The organism is Corynebacterium uropygiale (assembly GCF_021568315.1).
Taxonomy (GTDB): Bacteria; Actinomycetota; Actinomycetes; order Mycobacteriales; family Mycobacteriaceae; genus Corynebacterium; species Corynebacterium uropygiale.
Genome location: NZ_JAKGSI010000001.1, coordinates 70,347 through 90,512, shown reverse-complemented (window position 1 = coordinate 90,512; position 20,166 = coordinate 70,347). Strand labels below are relative to the sequence as shown.

The 20,166-nt window shown below is 59.5% G+C and carries 21 protein-coding genes, 1 tRNA gene and 1 pseudogene; 9 read left to right on the top strand and 14 right to left on the bottom strand.

Translation table 11 applies throughout. From position 1 onward, the window contains the following. Window positions 1–121: 121 nt before the first annotated feature. The 3 genes and pseudogenes from L1O03_RS00415 to L1O03_RS11625 all read right to left on the bottom strand — a co-directional run. Window positions 122–1,012 (bottom strand): hypothetical protein, encoded by an 891-nt coding sequence (locus tag L1O03_RS00415; RefSeq protein ID WP_236117462.1) that lies wholly within the window; start codon window positions 1,010–1,012, stop codon window positions 122–124. Further along, on the bottom strand, window positions 1,009–1,173 hold the full coding sequence (locus tag L1O03_RS00410; RefSeq protein ID WP_236117461.1) for a hypothetical protein: 165 nt from the start codon (window positions 1,171–1,173) through the stop codon (window positions 1,009–1,011). The genes L1O03_RS00415 and L1O03_RS00410 overlap by 4 nt, the downstream gene beginning before the upstream one ends. A gap of 513 nt (window positions 1,174–1,686) precedes the next feature. Continuing rightward, window positions 1,687–2,277 (bottom strand): annotated as a pseudogene (locus L1O03_RS11625) (LGFP repeat-containing protein); the annotation flags it as partial. Window positions 2,278–2,528: 251 nt separating this feature from the next. Here L1O03_RS11625 and L1O03_RS00405 point away from each other — a divergent pair. Next, complete coding sequence (locus tag L1O03_RS00405; RefSeq protein ID WP_236117460.1) at window positions 2,529–2,915, top strand: phage holin family protein; 387 nt, start codon at window positions 2,529–2,531, stop codon at window positions 2,913–2,915. Between the two features lie 24 nt (window positions 2,916–2,939). Here L1O03_RS00405 and L1O03_RS00400 read toward each other — a convergent pair. From L1O03_RS00400 to L1O03_RS00385, 4 genes are all read right to left on the bottom strand, one after another. Beyond that, a tRNA-Ser gene (locus tag L1O03_RS00400) sits at window positions 2,940–3,027 on the bottom strand. A 261-nt stretch (window positions 3,028–3,288) separates the two neighbouring features. Continuing rightward, window positions 3,289–3,999, bottom strand: a complete 711-nt coding sequence (locus tag L1O03_RS00395) for a hypothetical protein (protein WP_236117459.1) — start codon at window positions 3,997–3,999, stop codon at window positions 3,289–3,291. Continuing rightward, the gene (locus L1O03_RS00390) at window positions 3,986–6,211 is read right to left on the bottom strand and encodes a hypothetical protein (protein ID WP_236117458.1); all 2,226 of its coding nucleotides are present in this window, start codon (window positions 6,209–6,211) and stop codon (window positions 3,986–3,988) included. The genes L1O03_RS00395 and L1O03_RS00390 overlap by 14 nt, the downstream gene beginning before the upstream one ends. Before the next feature lie 346 nt (window positions 6,212–6,557). Then, window positions 6,558–7,244 carry an MspA family porin gene (locus tag L1O03_RS00385; protein ID WP_236117457.1) on the bottom strand — a complete coding sequence of 229 codons (687 nt, stop codon included), beginning with the start codon at window positions 7,242–7,244 and terminating at the stop codon, window positions 6,558–6,560. A gap of 300 nt (window positions 7,245–7,544) precedes the next feature. Here L1O03_RS00385 and L1O03_RS00380 point away from each other — a divergent pair, with 300 nt between their 5' ends. Further along, window positions 7,545–7,937, top strand: a complete 393-nt coding sequence (locus tag L1O03_RS00380) for a phage holin family protein (RefSeq protein WP_236117456.1) — start codon at window positions 7,545–7,547, stop codon at window positions 7,935–7,937. 41 nt (window positions 7,938–7,978) lie between these two features. Further along, entirely contained in the window at window positions 7,979–8,935 is a 957-nt protein-coding gene (locus L1O03_RS00375) for an NAD(P)H-quinone oxidoreductase (protein WP_236118018.1), read from the top strand. Here L1O03_RS00375 and L1O03_RS00370 read toward each other — a convergent pair. Beyond that, complete coding sequence (locus tag L1O03_RS00370; protein ID WP_236117455.1) at window positions 8,932–10,170, bottom strand: aminotransferase class V-fold PLP-dependent enzyme; 1,239 nt, start codon at window positions 10,168–10,170, stop codon at window positions 8,932–8,934. The two genes, L1O03_RS00375 and L1O03_RS00370, sit on opposite strands and share 4 nt — an antisense overlap. 208 nt (window positions 10,171–10,378) lie before the next feature. Here L1O03_RS00370 and wzm point away from each other — a divergent pair, with 208 nt between their 5' ends. From wzm to glfT1, 3 genes are read left to right on the top strand one after another with little or no spacing between them, the layout of a single operon-like run. Continuing rightward, a complete protein-coding gene (gene wzm / locus L1O03_RS00365; protein WP_236117454.1) occupies window positions 10,379–11,227 on the top strand; it encodes a galactan export ABC transporter permease subunit Wzm/RfbD in 849 nt (282 codons plus the stop codon). Between the two features lie 36 nt (window positions 11,228–11,263). Continuing rightward, a complete protein-coding gene (wzt, locus tag L1O03_RS00360) occupies window positions 11,264–12,058 on the top strand; it encodes a galactan export ABC transporter ATP-binding subunit Wzt/RfbE (protein ID WP_236117453.1) in 795 nt (264 codons plus the stop codon). Between the two features lie 27 nt (window positions 12,059–12,085). Next, complete coding sequence (gene glfT1, locus L1O03_RS00355; protein ID WP_275949247.1) at window positions 12,086–13,027, top strand: galactofuranosyltransferase GlfT1; 942 nt, start codon at window positions 12,086–12,088, stop codon at window positions 13,025–13,027. Window positions 13,028–13,187: 160 nt separating this feature from the next. Here glfT1 and L1O03_RS00350 read toward each other — a convergent pair whose 3' ends face one another. The 5 genes from L1O03_RS00350 to L1O03_RS00330 form a co-directional block, all read right to left on the bottom strand. Continuing rightward, a complete protein-coding gene (locus L1O03_RS00350) occupies window positions 13,188–14,204 on the bottom strand; it encodes a hypothetical protein (RefSeq protein ID WP_236117451.1) in 1,017 nt (338 codons plus the stop codon). A gap of 147 nt (window positions 14,205–14,351) precedes the next feature. After that, window positions 14,352–14,798 (bottom strand): hypothetical protein, encoded by a 447-nt coding sequence (locus L1O03_RS00345; RefSeq protein WP_236117450.1) that lies wholly within the window; start codon window positions 14,796–14,798, stop codon window positions 14,352–14,354. A 97-nt stretch (window positions 14,799–14,895) separates the two neighbouring features. Then, window positions 14,896–15,321, bottom strand: a complete 426-nt coding sequence (locus tag L1O03_RS00340; RefSeq protein WP_236118017.1) for a GtrA family protein — start codon at window positions 15,319–15,321, stop codon at window positions 14,896–14,898. 64 nt (window positions 15,322–15,385) lie between these two features. Then, window positions 15,386–16,282 carry a hypothetical protein gene (locus tag L1O03_RS00335; protein WP_236117449.1) on the bottom strand — a complete coding sequence of 299 codons (897 nt, stop codon included), beginning with the start codon at window positions 16,280–16,282 and terminating at the stop codon, window positions 15,386–15,388. Window positions 16,283–16,301: 19 nt separating this feature from the next. Continuing rightward, entirely contained in the window at window positions 16,302–16,814 is a 513-nt protein-coding gene (locus L1O03_RS00330) for a hypothetical protein (RefSeq protein WP_236117448.1), read from the bottom strand. A 36-nt stretch (window positions 16,815–16,850) separates the two neighbouring features. Between L1O03_RS00330 and L1O03_RS00325 the strand changes: the two genes are divergently transcribed. Continuing rightward, window positions 16,851–17,081, top strand: coding sequence for a hypothetical protein (locus tag L1O03_RS00325; protein WP_236117447.1), 231 nt, complete (start codon window positions 16,851–16,853; stop codon window positions 17,079–17,081). Between the two features lie 115 nt (window positions 17,082–17,196). Here the strand turns inward: L1O03_RS00325 and L1O03_RS00320 are convergent, their stop codons facing one another. After that, window positions 17,197–17,346 carry a hypothetical protein gene (locus L1O03_RS00320; RefSeq protein ID WP_236117446.1) on the bottom strand — a complete coding sequence of 50 codons (150 nt, stop codon included), beginning with the start codon at window positions 17,344–17,346 and terminating at the stop codon, window positions 17,197–17,199. A 514-nt stretch (window positions 17,347–17,860) separates the two neighbouring features. On the opposite strand from L1O03_RS00320, the gene L1O03_RS00315 reads away from it, so the two are divergent. Together L1O03_RS00315 and L1O03_RS00310 are read left to right on the top strand one after the other, a co-directional pair. After that, window positions 17,861–19,276: a decaprenylphosphoryl-beta-D-ribose oxidase gene (locus tag L1O03_RS00315; RefSeq protein ID WP_236117445.1), complete on the top strand. Its 1,416-nt coding sequence runs from the start codon at window positions 17,861–17,863 to the stop codon at window positions 19,274–19,276. Window positions 19,277–19,342: 66 nt separating this feature from the next. Then, window positions 19,343–20,104: a decaprenylphospho-beta-D-erythro-pentofuranosid-2-ulose 2-reductase gene (locus tag L1O03_RS00310; protein WP_236117444.1), complete on the top strand. Its 762-nt coding sequence runs from the start codon at window positions 19,343–19,345 to the stop codon at window positions 20,102–20,104. The last annotated feature ends 62 nt before the right edge of the window (window positions 20,105–20,166 follow it).

Below are 20,166 nucleotides of genomic sequence, written 5' to 3'. Positions count from 1 at the left end.
CCTCTTCCTCCGCCCGTGCAACTTCACCGCACCGGGCATCAACGGCCACAACCGACAAGACAGTAAAAAGAGAAACAACAATCCAGCGCGAACGTCGTCGCCTACTCCGCCGCAACACCGCTTACTCACCCCTCGGCTTCCCTAGAACCACCAGCGGCTGATCAACAAACCACTCAGCAGCCCGAGCCTGATCAACAAGCACAAGGCGCTTCTGGTCCACTCCTAGCGCCAGACCTGGGGAAAAACGGCTGCTCATGACCACTGAGGTGGGCGTCGAGCCCTCTCGCACGCACCACGAAGCTGCACGTTGATCGCCGCCCACAGCAACACTGACCTCACCGTTACGCGCTTGGAGGCGGGCATCGGGGTCGCCGACCGGGGCGAAGGAGAAACATCCTGAGCTGTCATCGGCGTCGAGAACTCGCCACGTTGCAGCCACGCGAGCGGGAAAATCGCTATCACGGTCGAGCTCACGCAGACGCACTCCCGACCACGTCGACGCGATCATGCCTCCGCCGGAGACTGCTCGTAGAGAGACGTCGCGACCCTTTGCCACCGTTGATGTTGATGCTCCACTCGCCCCTCCCAGGGGACCTGTCGCCAATTCAACAACCACCGATGCATGCTCACCAACCATGACTGGTGCAACCTCGCCCGGCGCGACAACAACATTCCAGAACACACGCCCGGAAGAATGCTGAACTCCCACGCGTACTGGTTGAGACAACCCGTTCACGACCCCATAGGAGCCCGTGGCGTGTAAAGAGATCCATCCAGCAGGCTGAATAAGCTGGAAACACCAGGACATTCCCTCCGCATCATAGGAATCCACACGGATCTGTGCGCTCTGTGCGCCGCAGTGAGGGGGCTTGATTCCGCCGTCGCCGTTGTCAACAACTACTGACGGCTCCTCTGCCCAGGCTGCCCCAGCGTGTGTGAAGGTGAGCGCGATGCTGGCGATCCCCGCCGCAATCGCTCTCAGCCAGCCATGGTTCCAGTTTCGGATGCTCATGAGCCCCACCCCTGCCCCATGGCGTAGCGGTTAACGCTCCGAGGAACGTCAGCGCTCACCCTCTGCGCTATAGGCCCAAAAACCTCCTGGGCAACATCCACACTGGACAGCGGGCCAGCGAGCTGCATGGTCTCCTCGCTGCCGGATGCGACCACATGCATGACAATCCATGATTCGCGGGAAGCTCGAAACTCCTCAGCATGTGGCCCGCTCACAGAACCGACTCGCTGCGAGGAAGGGGACACGGATTCGAAGCGAATGAGAAGGGTTCTGCCGCTTCCCTCCGGGTGTCCCTCACGGGTGCGCAGTACCATCCCGTCATCGCCTACCTGTGTCACCTCCATGGGGTAAGTGCGCCCCGAGGCAGAGGGGAGCGAGCACACCATGCCAGCGGTCACATGTTCTCCGCAGCCAGCGAACTCCGCAAAGTAATGGCTATAGTGCCTGGACACTTCCCGGAAGACAGACGCGGCTGGCCACGTCTCCTGTGAAGCCGCGGGAAAAAGCGGGTAGGTCAGGGCATAGCGCCCCAGATCAGCCGAATTCGACACAGCCGGAAGCGTGACACCCGTCGGCGGAAAGACACCGATCTCACCGTGTTCAAATTGCTGGACTATGCCTTCATCAACAGTGTCAGGGGAGGCCGCCGCATAGCCGAGGGCGCCACGTTCATAATTCCCCTCACCCCACAGCCGGAAGATTCCGGCCGGGATCTCCACGGCACCATGAGTCGGGTTCCAATAAATGCTTCCATGCTGGAAGTGGTTGAACTTGGTGGTGCCGTCGGGCGTCGTGCGCTCATCCGTCGTGGGAAAGCCAAGGGCACCCCGCTCCCACCCCAGGGCAGACCACCGATCTCTCACCAGCCCCCACACCACGTGGGCACCAGTAGCCGGCGACCAAAAAACGCTCCCACCCTCGAAGTGGTTGTAGCGTCCCGTATTACCGTAGGTCGGCAGCTCATCGGTGTCGGGATAGCCAAGTGGGCCTCGCTCCCAGGAGTGAGCCGCCCATTGATCCCTAATCCTCCCACCAACCTGGCGCGCCACCCCGCCAGACACGTGGGGATGCCAGAAAATGGACGACTCTCTCGCGAAATGTTGATAGCGCCCATTGCGAGTGGCAGGAAGCTCATCCGTGACCGCATCTCCAAACGTCGCCCACCCTCCCAGACGCTCATAGGTCTCTGCAATGCGGCCATAAATCCAATGCCCATGGAAGGCATCTGCGGCGGATGTGGACACGCTCAGGCACCCCGCGGTCATCGTCGCGGCCATCACGCTCGCGACAACGGCACGTCCGCTCAGACATTTCATGACCGAAAGAGTACGGGGAGATGCCCGGCACGTCCATCCCCTGACAAAAGCCTTACCCCCACGTCGCGCGCTCCCCGCCTTCTCACCAGCACCAACACCGCCGTCCCGCACCGAGATCATTACCCCCGTCACAGTGTGCAACGATGCCAGACAGAAGGCCACTCCCCCGCCCCCGGTACTCAAGGGACTACAGTCAACTCATGAGGTTTTTGTGGAATTTCGCCCTCCAGGTGATTGTCACGGCGATCGCACTGTACATCGCGCTGACGTATGTCCCCGGCCTCAGCCTCCGAAGCTCCTACGGCGAGCCATGGCAGACATACGTGGTGGCGGCTCTCGCGTGGTCGCTGGTGCAGTCGGTGCTCGGCCCTCTCCTCCGCACCCTGGGGCTGCCCTTCACGATCCTCAGCCTCGGGCTCTTTTCTGTCATTATTAATGCCTTGCTGCTCTTTCTCTCCCTCGTGGCCCTCCAGATGGTGGGAGTGGGCATCAGCATTCAGACGTGGGCGTCGGCGATTCTGGGGCTTGCCGTCCTCAGCGCGGTGACGTGGGTGCTCTCTATCATCACCCGGCCTCTGCGCGCCTAGCCCCCCGCGCAGCACTACCCCCCGTGGCGGAGGCGGCGGGATTTGAACCCGCGGATGGTTGCCCATCGCTGGTTTTCAAGACCAGTGCATTCGGCCGCTCTGCCACGCCTCCATTGTGCTCCACCAGTAGGGAGCGACACGTACACACTACCGGATGGCTAGGCTTTCGTGGAAATCCGCGGGGGCAGCCAACTAACCAACTTGTCCGCACGCCGCGAACGTCAGTATACGCACCTCAATGCATTGCAGCGAGCAGAAACTCCAAAACTTCGTGAAACCATTGGCGCACTGAACAACGCCTACAGTTCACTAGTCGGGCAACAATACTATTTTGCCAATTGCATTAGTCTGAAGGCTGTTATTCTCCCCTCCATCAAAGCAAACAATTCTTGCAGCGCAGCTTCTCCGGGGCATATAAATTAATATACTTCATGAAATCACTGTGCGGATATCCGAATAGGATTGTAGTCAATCTGCCCGTTGTAAACACCACACGCTCTCCTGAGCCAGAAATGCTCTTGATTCTTCCAGTTATCTCAATAGAGGGAAATAACATCTTCCTCTTTATTATTATCTCTTCTATATCCTCCCATTGGCAGGAAAAGCACATCCAGGTCTGAATAAGTATCCCTTCAGTGCCAATATTAATTACGGCATCTCCTCGATAAGTTGAACGCGAAACACGCCAAATGAGTAAAACGCAATAGCCGATTCCGGTGAGTATCATTCCCCGCTCGCGGTAGTCTGGAGCATGACCAAATGATAGACATCCAAGAATTAATAACGGGGAAACCGCAGCCAATGAAATGAGGGGCAAGCGAAGGAGACTGGTTTTCACAGAGATTCCGAAGCTGATCCTCGTTATTTTAAGCATATTTCTTGGCAGAATACGAGGAAAAATAGCCCATAACGCCAGAACTGCAATTGGTCCTAAGCTCCAGTGCATTAAGGATATAAACATTAATCCCCAATCGCTGTCCCTCAAGGCCAATATTGTACTTACAGATGCTGGAATAACCCACACCACCGCATAAGTGAGGGTCACAATAATACCCCCGTACTGTTCATCGTTATTTACACTCATCACTCATCGCATTCTCGTAAAGATACTGAATTCCTTTAGTGGCACCCAACGTTACCGCACCGCCTCCAACTATTAATAAACCCACACCCCATACCGGGAGCGTCACTGGTAGAAACGCCGTAACCGCGGCCACCGTTGCAGCTCCCACCATCCCACCTCCCATATTAGATATATAAGCCTCTTTTGCATCCATTCCCTGCCGACGATCAATCTCAGCGCCCAGTAGAGCACCACCAGCACCAAACGCACGACTACCCACCCGAGCAACCTGGGCAAGATCACCTACACCTTCAAGGCCACGTGCGCTATATTCTGCCGCACTAAAGCCAGCACCGGTACCTGCACCCTGGATAAACATCCCTACGTCACTAGCCCCAACAGACGGGGGTACTACGTTAGGATTCTTGGCACGAGGTCCCTTACTCTCGATCTCCCGCACAGACCTGCTGTACGCATCATCACCTTGGTAAGAATCCCCCGGGAACCGAGGATCATTCATGTTGCCCGGATCTACCTTGACATTACGACGGGCTCGGTTTCTTGCCTGCCCGGCAGCATCTTCCAAAGTAACTGGCCCAATAAAACCGGGTTGTCTTGTGGGGAGGGTCGTATCAAGTCCGTCATCTATATCAGGGTCATAATACTTATTCCTATTGGTAGGCAATTGCGCAATTGTTCCACTAGGGGTAGAAGCTGCTCCATGGGCCTTCCTATTCTGTTTTCCGGTTCCTGATACTGGCCCTAGATACATTCCGTTGAGCGCATTCCGGCTATGACGATACTCCTCGCGCTGCCGCTCACCTTTACGCTTATACTCCTCTTGTTGTCCTGATTCCCAGCCGGTGATCTTGTTCTTTCCTGCGCGAGCGACAGATTTCGTTTTTTCCCATCCTTTACCGGCAAGACTCTTCGTCTTCTGCCACAGGGAATTTTTCCCGGATGATTCCTCTCCTGCCGTCTTTGTCTTGTCCGGATCTGCTACCACTGGCAGCACCGTTGACCGCTCAGGATCAACCACCTGAATGATCTCACCCGTAGTGTTATCCACCTCAAACCAGGTCGGCACCACCCGCCCAGATATGTCATATGCCCATGGAGGCCGTACCCATTCCACGATCTCCCCCTGCCCATTCACAACACTGACCCCACCATCAGCATCTTTTATCAAGCGGCCTCCGTTAGGAACATCCATGTTAAAGCGATGCTGTCGTGGTGAGTCAGGCCCCTCCAACACCACCAACGATTGATCCCTGCCCCCACCCCACTGAATGTTCCTACGCCACACACGGTTTCGACGTCTCAACGCCACCATCACGCCTGCGACCGCCCCTGCCGCACCAACCGGGCCTATAGGCAATGCGTCAGTACCACTTTTCTGCAGATCAATACTTCCATGCGCCTCGTGAGAAGAGTTCTCGTCACGGCCAGCGTTAACCGATACCTCACCGTCACGCGCTGGGCTATCCCTTTCTTCAGGATTGACTAGCTGCTCACCAGCCAACCCATCACGAGTATCCACCCGTTCTTCGCCCGTCACCGGATCTCTCACAATTATTTCCCCGGTAGCTGCCCCCTCATTATCAATTACAGCTACCTCCCCTTCACCGGCATCCGCCACACGCACTACTCGGTCAGGAAGGCTTATCTCCCACGGCACGACCTCGGGAACATTCGATTCCGCCGGACCACTACGCGTGTGTGCTTCTTCTCCATGCCGTGTGACCCGCTCGGCCAATCCTCTCCGCGGGCTCCCAACCTGCATGTCCTGCTCATACGGGTTGACCTGCGTATCAAAACCTTCATAACGATGCGCCCGCGTCGGTGCATCATCGACTTCTTCTGGACCACTGGGCACTGCCGGAGGATCATCCGGCACAGGACCGCACACATACGGCACAGGATTCGGAGGAATAGGACCCACATGACCAGGATGCGTCCTGCGGTACGTATCCTCCCACCATGCCTCACGCGCGGCCTTTTCCCGCTCACAGCGTGCGATATCCTCAGCTGTCGGCTCCTTTGCCTCAACAGACGGTAAGCTCCACACGCTCCCTAGACACGCCAGGTACATTGCAACCGCCGCGATTCCGCACCCGCGTCGAATCAACACCCTCCACAAAGACAAGCGACCACGGAGCCGACCAAACCCGGCCCGCATTTCCGGCATTACCTCCAGCAAAGAGGATTTCGCATACGGATCCATGACCACCACTCGTCTTTCTTCCTACCTACTCTGACTTCTGAAAACGCGTGACCACACACCCATCACCCCAGAAGCCATCAAACCCCCACCGACCATCATCACCACCATGAACACAAACATCACGGGCACATATCCGTACCGCTCAACCGGCCCAGCGAAGAACTGCGACTCCCGCAAAGCGATGAGCACGACCAGTACACCCGCAACGAGCTTCAACGCAATCACCAGTCTGGACTCACCTGGCTGATCACCTCGCGAGTTATTGTCAAGCGATCCCTCTACACTTGAGGCCTGCACTGGGAATACACCACGAACGTCCTGCGCTGAGTCACCTGGCCCTGTCACTTTTTATCTCCTAACGGATACGCTGCGGATCCCCGTACACGCTCACCGAATCCACCGAGGTTGGAGATGTCGTCGACACCGTCGCAAACGACCTCACGGTGACCGGACCAATACACCCTTCCACCTTGACCTGAGCCCCAGAAAAACCACCAGAAGCACGCAGATACTGAGGATCCATCGGCATAGACACCAGCACCACATTCGTGATTCCGCCGGGATCAAGATGTGCATTCACCGTCGGAGCTACTTCCGCCTTACCAGAGACTGTCCCTTCCACCGTGCCGGTAGCATCCACTCCAGCAGTAGCACCCTGAACATTCGGCAGTTTCACAGACACAGATGGTCCGCCTTCAACACCCGCCTTCACGGCTGGCGAGGAGCCCACCACCGAAGCTACCTCGGCATCAACGCCCCCAGAAATATCCACCCCACAACCAACCTGATACCCAGCTTCAAACACTGCTCCAGAAAGAGCAGGATCCCCCTGACCATCGATCCACCCCTTAAAATCGACCGACCCAAACGCCTCTCCCGTCGTCACAGAACCATCAAGCGGCGGATTGACAAACACCCTCTCTCCAAACTTGCCCGCGTGCACCACCCACCCATCGGAAGTCACCCGGTCCGACACCCTATCGGGCATCGCCCGATCCACCCCGGAAACCGGGAACGGCCACGGCAGAAAATCAACCGGCATGGCAGAAGCCACCCCTACCCCTGCCACACCACACATCGCAATCGTCGAGATGACCGAAACGCACCGACCGAACGCTCTCACTTCACGCACCCCCTCAAGACCTCACTCGAACCACACTTTGTAACCCTTGTTACAAAAATTTAAACTAATTTAATGCTACGCCTACATCACACTCGCCAACCATGTGATTTCTCAGACAACTCCAAGGAACACTGGTGGCCCACAGCAGCCACGCATCGGCGCACCATGAGGGCCCAGACGATTCTCCCTCATCGGCTTCCCTAGGACTAGAGTCTGCCCATGAGGTTTTTGTGGAATCTTGCGCTCCAGGTCGTGATCACAGGCATCGCGTTCTACATCACGTTCACGTATGTGCCAAGACTTAGCCTGCACAATTCCTACGGCGAGCCCTGGCAGACGTATCTGCTCACCGCCATTGCTTGGGCCGCGGTGAACTCCGTCATCGCCCCTGTTCTTCGCAGGATCAGCCGACCCTTGTCGTTTCTCACCCTCGGGTTGTTTTCCGTCGTCCTCAACGCCGCGCTACTTTTTCTTTCAGTCATCGCAGTGCAGATGGTGGGGGTGGGAATCAGCATCCACTCCTGGACCGCTGCAGCCATCGGTCTGTGGGTTCTTAGCACAGTGACCTGGCTTTTGGGCGTCCTTACTCGCCCGCTTCGCTACGCTCGGTAATCATGAACCATCACAACTCCCAGTCCGCTCTTCCCACCACAATGCAAGCCATTGTCCTCACTGACGAGTCTGATCCCCGCAGCCTCAGGCTAGGATCCGTCCCCACCCCGCAGCTTCGGGAGGGAGAGGTCCTCGTCAAAGTTCACGCTGCGGGAGTGAACCGCGCCGATATCAATCAGGCTCAGGGTAATTATCCTGCTCCGCCCGGAGAATCGGAGATTATTGGCCTGGAATGTGCCGGTACTATCGCGGACCCAGGAACAACATCCCGTTCCATTGGTGAACCGGTGTGCTGTCTCCTTGCGGGCGGCGCTTACGCTGAATACGTCGCCGTCCCCGAGGGACAACTCCTTCCCATCCCGGAGGGCTACAGCATGGCGGAAGCCGCATCCATCGTGGAGGTCGCCTGCACGGTGTGGAATAACCTCGGGCAGATCGCCGGGATTCGGGAGGGCCAGCGCGTCCTCATCCATGGTGGTTCGGGCGGGATCGGCTCTTTCGCGATCCAATGCGCTGCGGCCATGGGGGCAGAAGTTGCGGTCACCGCGTCCTCAGAAGAGAAACTGCGGTATTGCAAAGATTTGGGCGCCCATCTCCTCTACAACTATCGCGAGAGCGACTGGTCACGCGAGCTGAAGAACACCGTCGACATCATTCTTGATGTGGTCGGCGGCCCCTACCTTGAGGGGAACATTCGGGCCCTCGCACCGGGTGGTCAACTCATCACCATCGCGATTCAAGGCGGCGCGAAATCCACCATCAACCTCGGGCTGCTCATGATGAAGCGACTCACCGTGAGGGGAACCACGCTGCGCTCGCGGCCGCGCGAGGAGAAGGCCACTATCGTCGCCGCCACCCGAGAAGCAGTGTGGCCCATGCTCGCCGACGGCAGGATCCGGCATCACATCCATGAAACGCTGCCCCTTGCCGACGCCGCCCGCGCGCACGAACTCCTCGACTCCGGTGCCGTCACTGGGAAGCTCGTCCTGGAGGTTTAAGCTAACGACGCCATCGCGCGGATGAGCTGGTCGATGTCGTGCGTCGTGGAGAATGGCGAAAGTGACACCGTCAGCGCCCCGCCGGCATCGACCGCCCCCATGTCCTCCATCAGCGGCGTGTTTTCCGTCACGGTGCACAGCAAACCATTGTCGAGGAGGCGCTGGTGCACCGTCGAGGCCGGAACCCCGTGCACCAAGAAGCTGGCGCACGGGATGCGGTCATGAAGCCCGCCAGCCGCCGCCTCCCCTGACACGCCGAGGACGTGCACAGCGGGTAAGGACTCCAGGGAGTGAATGAGGTAGTAGTCCATGTCCTCAGAGAAGCGTGCAAACTCTCCCATCGAATGCAGGAGCCTGGTCCGCCGAGTCCCTCGCGAGTCCACGAGCCCGGCCATGTGGTCCACCAGTGCAGGCACCCCGCCCGCGAGGCCCGCAGACACTGGATACTCCAACTTCTGAACGCTATCGGCCGGGTAGCCGGGGCGCAGCTCCCTGAGGCGTTTGAGCATCGCCCGATCCCGGAACACAAGGGCAGCCAATTGTGGCCCCCCCAGGTGCCCCACGTCAACAGCGATAATGTCCGCGCCCCAGTCCTCGGGGTCAATGGGCCGATAAGCAGCGAAAGCGGTGGCATCGACCAGAGTCCAGGCGCGTGAACGCTGACGGGTGATCTCCGTGATCCTCCGCACCGGGGCGACTGGACCCAACAGCGGATGCGCCGCGCCGAGGACGACGAGCCGGGTGCCGCCGTCGACAATATTGCGGTACTGCCAGGCGGGGAGCTCGCCAGTGGCGAGATCGGGCTGCGCCCAGCGAATCTCCGCCACCGGATGATCAGAGAACGCGGCGCTGAGCTCGGGGTTATCAAGCTCATTCACAACAATGGAGGAAGAGCGCCGCAGCATGGGCTGCATGGCGCTGGCCAGCTGGTGATAAAGCTCGGGGAGCCCCGTCCCGAGGAGAACACAATCGGGCGTCGCCCCCACCAAGTCCGCGATGGCAATGCGCGCCTCGCGAAGCGAGCGCTCATAGTGGAGCTGTCCAGGAGCATCATGCCGAGAATGTGAGCCATACCCCGAACCGCTTTCTACCACCTGCGGAGCGGCACGGAACGCACGCGCCACGGCACTGCTCACGCGTTCCGGGATCTGCGGGTGCGCATGCGCATTGAGATAAGTCCAACCAGCAGTAATAGAGACGTACAGCCCGCGCACGCGAGCAACGTCATAGCTCATGGACAGCTGCCTCCTCCGCTGTGAACCCGACAATCCCGACACAATCCCCATGAATTATGCCCTGTTCACGCTCAGAATGCGAGAGCCAAGGTGAAAGGCACAACCTCCAGCGGCTAGGGTGAGTTCCGTGCAGGAACAAGAGGACAAGAAACCGCGCGGGCAGGCCTCCGCGCTTCACAGCCATCAGCTCGCGGACGACATTTCGCGCATGACAGCGTCGGACGATCGGGCGGTTCCCCCCTCCCGCTCCCAGACATTTGGGACCGCGTGGGCGGATCTGGTTCGTGGCTTCCAGCAACGCGAACTGTGGTGGCAGCTAGGCATCCAAGACATCAAACAGCGCTACCGTCGTTCAGTCCTGGGCCCGCTGTGGATCACCATCGCGACGGGTGTCATGGCCCTTGCCCTTGGTCTGCTGTACTCCCTCCTCTTCGGCATCCCCGTGGCGGAGTTCCTCCCGCACGTGACCGTGGGCCTTATCATGTGGGGCTTCATCTCGGGATGTATCAAGGAGGGCTCCGACATCTTCATTGATAACGAGGGCCTCATCAAGCAGCTCCCCTCGGCGCTCTCTGTTCACGTGTACCGACTGGTGTGGCGCCAAACCCTCTTCCTCGCACACAACCTGGTGATCTGGGTCATCCTCATCATCATCTTCCCCCGCAACCTCGGGTGGGAGATTCTCCTGGCCATCCCCGGCATGGCGCTCCTCATCCTCAACGGCGTGTGGGTGTCCATGTTTTTTGGGATTATCGCGACGCGCTACCGAGATGTCTCCCCGCTTCTAGAGTCTCTCACCCAGCTTCTCTTCTACGTCACCCCCATCGTGTGGATGACCAGCACTCTGCATCAGCAGGGCGGTGGAGTGTCGTCGCGCGCTAAGATCGCCGAGCTCAACCCCCTCTTCCATTACCTCGAGGTGGTGCGCGCCCCCATGATTGGGCAGCCGGTGGCGGCCTATCACTGGTGGGTTGTCCTGGCATGCACGGTGGTGGGGCTGGTCATCGCGTTGCTAGCCATGCGCCAGTGGCGTTTCCGCGTCAGCTATTGGGTGTAGAGAACCGGGTTTTATCAGAAGGAGAACGAAGAGCTCATGGTTTCCGTCGATACCTATAACGCCTGCGTCGACTTCCCCATCTTTGACGCGAAGTCCCGCTCCATGAAGAAGGCCTTCCTCGGGGCGGCGGGTGGCGCGATCGGGCGCAATGCGCACAACGTCGTCGTCGTGGAGGCGCTCAAGGACATTAACCTCCACCTCCGCGAGGGGGATCGCGTGGGCCTCGTCGGCCACAATGGTGCGGGAAAGTCCACCCTCCTCCGCCTGCTGTCCGGCATTTATGAGCCGACGCGCGGCTCGGCGGACATTCGCGGCCGCGTCGCCCCCGTCTTTGACCTCGGTGTGGGCATGGACCCGGAGATCTCCGGGTATGAGAACATCATCATCCGCGGGCTGTTCCTCGGGCAGACGCGCCGCCAGATGAAGAAGAAGATGGACGAGATCGCCGAGTTCTCCGAGCTGGGCGACTACCTCGCGATGCCGCTGCGCACCTACTCCACGGGCATGAGGATCCGCCTTGCCCTCGGGGTTGTGACCTCCATCGAGCCGGAGATCCTGCTTCTGGACGAGGGCATTGGCGCGGTCGATGCCGCGTTCATGGCCAAGGCTCGTCACCGGCTGCAGGAGATGGTCGAGCGATCGGGCATCCTTGTTTTTGCCTCGCATTCCAATGACTTCCTGGCCCAGCTCTGCACCACCGCGCTGTGGATCGATCATGGGAGTGTCCGCAAGGCGGGGTACGTCGATGACGTTGTGGAGGCCTACGAAGGGAAAGCCGCAGGGGATCACGTGCGTCGGCTCATGCAAGACATTGCCGAGAACCGCCGCTAAAGTGCTGGCACCATTCTCCGTGGCACAATGAGTCCCATGAACTCTCTTTCCTCCGCGAGCTCGATTGCCGCTGTTATCGTCACCCATCATCGGGCGGAGCTGCTGCAGCATTCCCTCCGAGTGGTCGCGGAGCAAACCCGGCCGGTCCAGCACATCATCGTCGTGGACAATGGCAACGAGATCCGGGTGAAAGAGCTCCTTGAGGACATTGCGGGGGACCGTGGCGTGTATCTGCCTTCCCAACACAATCTTGGCGGGGGCGGCGGATTTGCCTATGGTTTCCTCACTGCACTGGCGTTGGGCGCCGATGCCGTATGGTGCGCCGACGACGACGGCCGCCCCGAAGGCCCGGAGGTCCTCGCTAACCTCCTGGATTGTGCTCGACGCCACCAGCTCGACGCCGTGTCGCCCGTCGTGTGCACGTTGGAGGAGCCGGAGAGGCTGGCTTTCCCCTTGCGAAGAGGCCTCGAGTGGCGTCGCTTCCGTAAGGAACTTAGCGATTCGAAAAACCCGCAGGGAGACGTCCTCATGGGGATCGCCTCACTCTTTAATGGTGCGCTATTTTCTGCACAGACCCTGGACCGCATTGGAGTGCCCGACCTCCGTCTCTTCATCCGTGGCGATGAGGTGGAATATCACCGGCGACTTGTCCGCTCCGGCCAGAGGTTTGGTACCTGTCTCAGAACGGCATACCTGCACCCAGATGGCGCAGAGGAGTTCAAGCCCATTCTTGGGGGGCGGATGCACACCCAATACCCTGACAATGAGGTGAAGCGCTTCTTTACCTATCGAAACCGCGGATACCTCATGAACCAGCCGGGGATGCGGAGGCTCCTCCCCCAGGAATATGCACGATTCGCCTGGTTCTTCCTGGTGCAACGCCGCGATATCACCGGTTTCCGTGAGTGGTTGAGGCTCCACCGCAAGGGGCGCCGAGAACACTTCGCGAGGTATGGTGATATCCACTAATAACACCTACTCGATCGTCTTCACAAATACATCAGGTGAGAATAATGAGAAGGCGCAACGTCATATCATGCTAGGTTCGATCATCCTTTGATAATTCCGCGCTCAATAAGAGAAAACTCTATGGCACAGAAGGCCCACGAGAGCACATCATCACGAGTCTTTACCTCCAATTTTTACATGTCACAGTTGGCGCACCAACCGGAACAACACTGGCAAGCATCAACCTCACTCCCATTTCTTTTCCTTTAGACTCTATCAATGGAGAGTCATTGAAAGAAATCGTCCTCCGTTCACTTCGGCAGGATGGATTATCAATATCGAAAACTGTGATATATTTTTTATCGCTACCTTCTCGAGGAAAATGGTTCACGAGAAGCCACTTCCCAAAACGAGAAGCCATGAACGCTCGATCGCCGCCGATATCTAACTGTACCTGGATATCGTCGGATGCACTATGAGTTCCTCTACCTCGAAGCTTGCCGGTATCCGACACCTCGTAGTATCTGCCATTGTAAACAAAAAAACCGTCGAATGCCTGTTCTTCCCAGGGGAGCTCCTCTCCGAGGACCTCGGTAGAGTTATTTTCACTGAAGACCCCATTCACTTTTATCCTGTAAGTCTGCTCTTCCTCAGAATAGAAAAACATAGCGGATTGATCATTGCAGTCAAAACTCCCGCGGTGAAGATTCTCAAACTTGTATCCATCGATGATTTCCGATCGAATCGTTCCATCCAGTCGCATCTCCGCTACCTTAATTGCTTTCATATTAGCTTCATCAGGCCGATCAAACCATAACATCCTTCCATCATCGCACACCGTCATACCTTCAACCAGGTAATTCGAGTTTATATAGCTAACTTTCTTCCCATCCGTTAAGGCTAGACGATTTCCCCCCAGATTTCCTTGTTGAGCCCGTCCAATATTAAACGACATCCCAAGCAGATTACCATCATCAGAGCTATTTGCATCCATAAGGTAACCGCCCGTGTCTGTGTCGAACTTCCGGATCGGATTGCCCTGCTTATCGAATATCAGTATTCCATCTGGGACCGCTTTTGCAAAATAGTTTCCTAATCGCCTGATAAAATTATGATACACCTCACCGTCTTCCGCAATGATATCCACTTCCCCGCGAGAGTCGCTAGCGATGATAATATCGTTAGCCCCCTTCGTCATGGTCGGTGATGTGGATACCGCCATTCCGAGATATTCATACTCCCCAATGTCTGGCCTATCAGTTATTTCTTGGCCACTAGTAGAGCAAGCAGTAATGAGGAAGCAACAAGACACTGCCCATACTAAGCTGCCTCGGATACACTTCATTTATTGAACCTCTTTAGCGTCGGCAGAGTTTGCCAGATCAATAGGATACACCCCATAACGCCAGAAGGAGATCCATCTGTTTTTTCCGAGATCTATGGACCCTTCCGTTGCGGCCATATAGGACGCCCACACCAGAGAGGAGCAGTTAAATTTTTTAGAATCTCTTCCCGCGGATCGACTGATAGCGAAATTTAATTCATACCCTTTTCCGACCTGAGCCTCAGCAAATTGTGCTGCCCGTTCCTTCTCAAGGATCTGGCGGTCTTTGCTGCCTTGACTCTCACTGATGGGCGTTTTTTCTGCGAGCTCAGGGGGCGCCTCAGGATCGTAGAAGGTCTCGGCAACCGCAGCTTCCTCCCGCTTTCCCGACTCCTCTGGCAAGGCTGCTGCCACTCCCGCAGCGCCCCACAACACTACCGCCGCGCTCAGCGCAATGAGCTTTTTCATCGCCCCTCCGCAGGCTTGTTCGCTCCATTGTCCTTTGTGGAGCACAAATATACCGGAAAGGGCTTACCTTCGCAGCACTTCCCCCAACTGGTACCCCCTACCGCATCCGAAAGATCACCGCTCTCTGTACGACAAAGTTAATAACCGTCGCTACCCCTTGGCTGATCACAAAAGCAACGACGAGAGCGATCCACGGCGTCCATCCCCATGCCAAGAACAGGTGTTCCCCGAGTGTCTGCCCCCCAATATTGATGCCATAGGTCAGGGCATAGAGGACCGCAACGGCGATGAATCTCCGCCAGCTCGGTTCCGCCTGGAATGTCCAGCGCCTATTAATGAGGTATGCCGTCGTTGTGCCACAGATGAAACCGATGGTCCTCGACGGCGGTACAGACCATCCACAGCCCAGCCGCAAGATCCAGGTCAACCCCAGATCCACCACCGCGGAGATCCCACCTGACACGATGAACCGAAAAGCCTGTACCCCTAGGCTATTTGTCTTGCCGGTGGGCGGCACCGGCAGTGGCTGGGGCTCCGTGGGCTGGGGAATCTGGGAAGTATTCTCGCTATCGATCTCAGACACGGACTCACAGCCTACTCGGTATCTCACCGCGCATCACATAGCGGTAGAGATCCAGGCGCTGGTCTGCTGGCAGAACCTCCCACGTCTCGCCATACGCCCCCACCTGCCGCAGCCCCTCCAGGGAGGCGGCGCACAGCGACGCGATCTCCTCTGCGCTGCGTTCCTCCCCGGTGCATTGATAAAAGGACTCGCTCAGGATCTCTTGACGCTCTGGGCCGCCCGTCAAACAGCTGAGCGCTAGCACGCACAGCCACCACGCCTCTCTGGCACGTGGCTCCTGCTCGACGGGTAGCGCATCGAGAATGCGTCGCGTGTCCTCCGGCAGGCAGAGAGGCCGGTAAAGATCAAGGGCCTGAATGAGCGGAAGGAAACTATCGGCGCCAGCGCGCATAATCACCCTTCGGACCTCAGGCCGCAGGGAGTGCAAGAGCCAACGCCGATGCTTCACCCCCGTGAGGTGTGCATTGATTCGGGGAATATCGAACGGCCGTCCGAGGAAGTCCCCCACCCCGCCGATGCACAGGCGCCCCGGGGTGGCGTGGTCGCGCGGATGAATGTCGACGACGCTGACGTCGAAGCACCACAGCCCCCAGTGGAAGACCAGATCATCGCCCCTCGCGCGAAGCCAGTGCCCGAGCAGGATGCCAGGCTCGAGCGGCGAGGAGGAGCTGCTGCTCGTGAAGAAGGCGGGCGTGTCCGGGCTGGAGGCCACGCCGAGCGCCACGCTCGCCACGTGGCCCAGCTCCGCGAGGCTGAGCGTCGAGCGAACTCCCAGGACCCGCACCACCCCCTGGCTCTGGACTTGGATGCTCAGCACCACCGTGACGTCGTCCGGGCGGCTGCGGCGCGCACGGGCGTCGTACAAGGGCACGACGGTGGCCAGGCCTCGCTCGGTGGACATGCCACCAGGGTAGCGCGGCTCAGCGGGGCACGGGCAGGGCTCGAATGTCCGGGCCGAAGGCCTCTTTGAGGTACTTGCGCCCACGGCGTTGGCGCTCAATGTCATGCCACGTGCTCACCAGCTCGGCGAGGGCTGTCGCGACGGTCCACGCGCGCCGGCCCACGGGCTCGCCGTGATAGGCCTCGGCGATCTTGTTGAGGTCCGGCTCGGTGGGCGTCGAGAACCTCGGCGCACTGGGCGTCTTTTTCTGCGAGCCCGCCGGTATCCGGTACTCCTTCAGCTCGGTGATGGCCTCACGAAGAGCCTCGACGAACGCCTCAAGGTGAGGCTCCTCCGCGGACACCACCCGGGTGCCCTCCAGGATCCCCTCCAGCTGCGCCGGGTCCACATCCCCCGCCTCCTCGCTGAGCACCCACGCCCCCGAGAGCTTGCCGGAGCCCTCCGCCATTCCAGGGGCCGTTTGCACATGCCACACGACGGTGCGCTCCTGCTGCTCATCGACGACGGCAAGAACCGGATGCTGAGAACTCATGCACCACATCATAGGCGGGCGGCTAAGGTGGCTCCCATGTTCGGATTCCTCAAAAAGAAGGCCCCCGAGGCGGCTGAGCACGTCGCCGCCCAGCACACGGACCTCCCCCTCAATGACTTCATGACCCGCCTCATGGCCCAGGAGCTGCCGATGCTCGACAGCACCTCGCGCGGCGAGGTCTACGCCATCCTCCGCGAGTACAAGGGAGAGACCATCTGCTCCCAGGAGCAGCTCCCCGAGCGCATCCGGGAGCTCATGGACCTCTAGCGCGGAGGGCGTGAGCGCACCACACAAGCCCCGGGCACAGAAAAGGCCCCGGGCCCGCCCACCGGAAGGTGTGGACAGGCCCGGGGCTTTTCTGACCGCCAGGTCGGAGGGCTCTTTACAGAGCGCCGAACACGGCGTTCACGAGGTTCTGGATGGCCTCACCGAGGGAGCCACCGACGGAGGTGATGCTCTCAACGACAGCCTTGAAGATGCCGCCGAGGCCCTGGAGACCGGAGTTAACGATGGTGTGGGAGGACTCAATCATGGATTCTTCCTTTCAGACTTCTGCAACAACATCACGGGGTGCGGGGCTCCATGCTTGCCCTGCTGTTTCCGTGACAATGCTGAGAATAGCGGGGATCCCAGGGGGAGGAAACGGGAGATCTCCCCTGGAATATTTCCCGTTTATGTGCATAGATCCTATCAAATTGCCTAATCGCCCCCGACGTGCAGTTTTTCAGCCCAAAACCTCGCCGAGCAGCGCTTCCCTCCCGCCTCACCCCTACCCCCTTCCTGGGGGTGCGCGCCGAACGCCCACTAAGAAATCCGCAGGTCAGCAAAAGTTTTGAGGGGCGTAATGTTTATTTCCTTGGACCGTATATTATGCAGTGCGTCGGCCTATCGTCCCGCAGCCGGACTTCGTTTCACTCTGCACGTCGCGAAGGATTTTTTCAGCGAGAGCGTCATCTATCTCACGCTCGGCACACAGGGAATGCCCAGATGCCCCAGGTAGGGTAAGAGGACGTAACTCAACTCCATCGACGAGAGAAAATCGGAAGATGCAACTGCAGACCACAGAACAATCTCTGACCGGTTGGGGGCGCACCGCACCGTCAACAGCTCACGTTCTGTCCACCCCGGACGTGGACACCATCATCGCCGCTGTGCAGCAGGTGGCGGACCAGAACAGTGAGAAGCCGGAGCACCTTCGTCGAGGCGTCATCCCCCGCGGCATGGGCCGCTCCTACGGCGACCCCGCCCAGAACGGCGGCGGGCTCATCGTCGACATGACGCCGCTCAACAGGATCCACTCGATTGACGCGGAGTCCGCCCTCGTCGACGTCGACGGCGGCGTGACGCTGGACCAGCTCATGAAGGCCGCCCTCCCCTATGGCCTCTGGGTCCCGGTGCTCCCCGGCACGCGGCAGGTGACCATCGGCGGGGCGATCGGCCCGGACATCCACGGCAAGAACCACCACTCGGCGGGATCCTTCGGTAACCACGTCGTCTCGATGGAGCTGCTCGTCGCGGACGGCCGCGTCCTCCACCTCGAGCCGGAGGGCTCCCCCGATGACCCCGAGGGCGAGCTCTTCTGGGCCACCGTCGGCGGCATGGGCCTCACGGGCATCATCCTGCGCGCCACGATCCGGATGACCAAGACGGAGACCGCCTACTTCATCTCCGACACGGACCGCACCTCCAACCTCGAGGAGACCATCGCGCTCCACTCCGATGGCTCCGAGGTGAACTACACCTACTCCTCCGCGTGGTTCGACGTCATCTCGCCGGAACCGAAGCTCGGGCGCGCCACCATTTCCCGTGGCTCCCTCGCCACCCTCGACCAGCTGAAGGAATACGCCCCCAAGCTGGCCAAGGATCCGCTGAAGTTCAACGCCCCACAGCTCATGACGGTGCCGGACATCTTCCCGTCCTGGACCATGAACAAGCTTTCGCTCATGGCCGTCGGCGAGGCCTACTACTTCATGGGCTCCCCGGCGCGCAACGCCATCAAGAATCTCACGCAGTTCTATCAGCCCCTGGACCTCATCGGCGAGTGGAACCGCGGCTACGGCAAGAAGGGCTTCCTCCAGTATCAGTTCGTCGTGCCCACGGAAGCCGTCGAGCCGTTCAAGGAGATCATCCGGGACATCCAGCGCTCGGGGCACTACTCGGCGCTCAACGTCTTCAAGCTCTTCGGGCCCGGCAACAAGGCGCCGCTCTCCTACCCGATGCCCGGCTGGAACGTGTGCGTGGACTTCCCCATCCGCCCCGGCCTGGGCGAGTTCCTCGATGACCTGGACCGCCGCGTCCTCGAGTTCGGCGGCCGCCTCTACCTGGCCAAGGAGTCCCGCACCTCCGCGGAGATGTTCCACGCCATGTACCCCGGCCTCGACGGCTGGCTGGCCACCCGCAACGCCATCGACCCGCACGGCGTCTTCGCCTCCGATATGTCGCGCCGCCTGGAGCTTCACTAGTCGCCCCCGCGACGCACCACAGGCACGAGCACAGGGACTACAGGGACTACAGAAAGGACTTCAGGCATGTTGAATGCAGTGGGCCAAGCCCAGAACATCCTCCTCTTGGGCGGAACCTCGGAGATCGGGCTCGCCATCGTGACGGAGTTTCTCCGCCGGGGCCCGGCGCGGGTCATCCTCGCCGCCCGTGAGGACTCGCCCCGCGTCGAGGGCGCCGTCCGGCAGATGAAGGACGCCGGCGCGCGGGAGGTCGACGTGATCGACTTCGACGCCACCGACACCGACTCCCACCCGGGGGTCATCGACGCCGCCTGGGAGAAGGGCGACGTGGACATCGCCATCGTGGCATTCGGAACCCTCGGTGACCAGGAGGAACTCTGGCAGGACCAGGCCAAGGCCGTGGCCTCCGCGCAGATCAACTACACGGGGCCGCTGTCCGTCGGCGTTCTGCTGGGGCAGAAGTTCCGGGCGCAGGGGCATGGGACCATCGTCGCGATGTCCTCCGTGGCCGGCATGAAGGTGCGGCGCTCTAACTTCGTGTATGGGGCGTCGAAGGCGGGGCTCGACGGCTTCTACGTCCAGCTGGGCGAGGCGCTGCGCGGCTCCGGCGCGAAGGTGCTCGTGGTCCGGCCGGGGCAGGTGCGGACGAAGATGACCGACGGGATGGACGAGGCCCCGCTCACCGTCGACCCCGAGCGCGTCGCCAAGGACACCGTGGCGGCCGTCATCGATGGCAAGGAAGAGATCTTTGTCCACCCGCTCTTCCGCTACGTGGCGATGGCCCTCAACCACATCCCCAAGCCGATCATGAGGAAGCTGCCGTTCTAGAGTGTCGCCGTTCTCACGGCCTTCTCAGTGCATAGAGGTTCGGATTCTTAACCTCATATGTC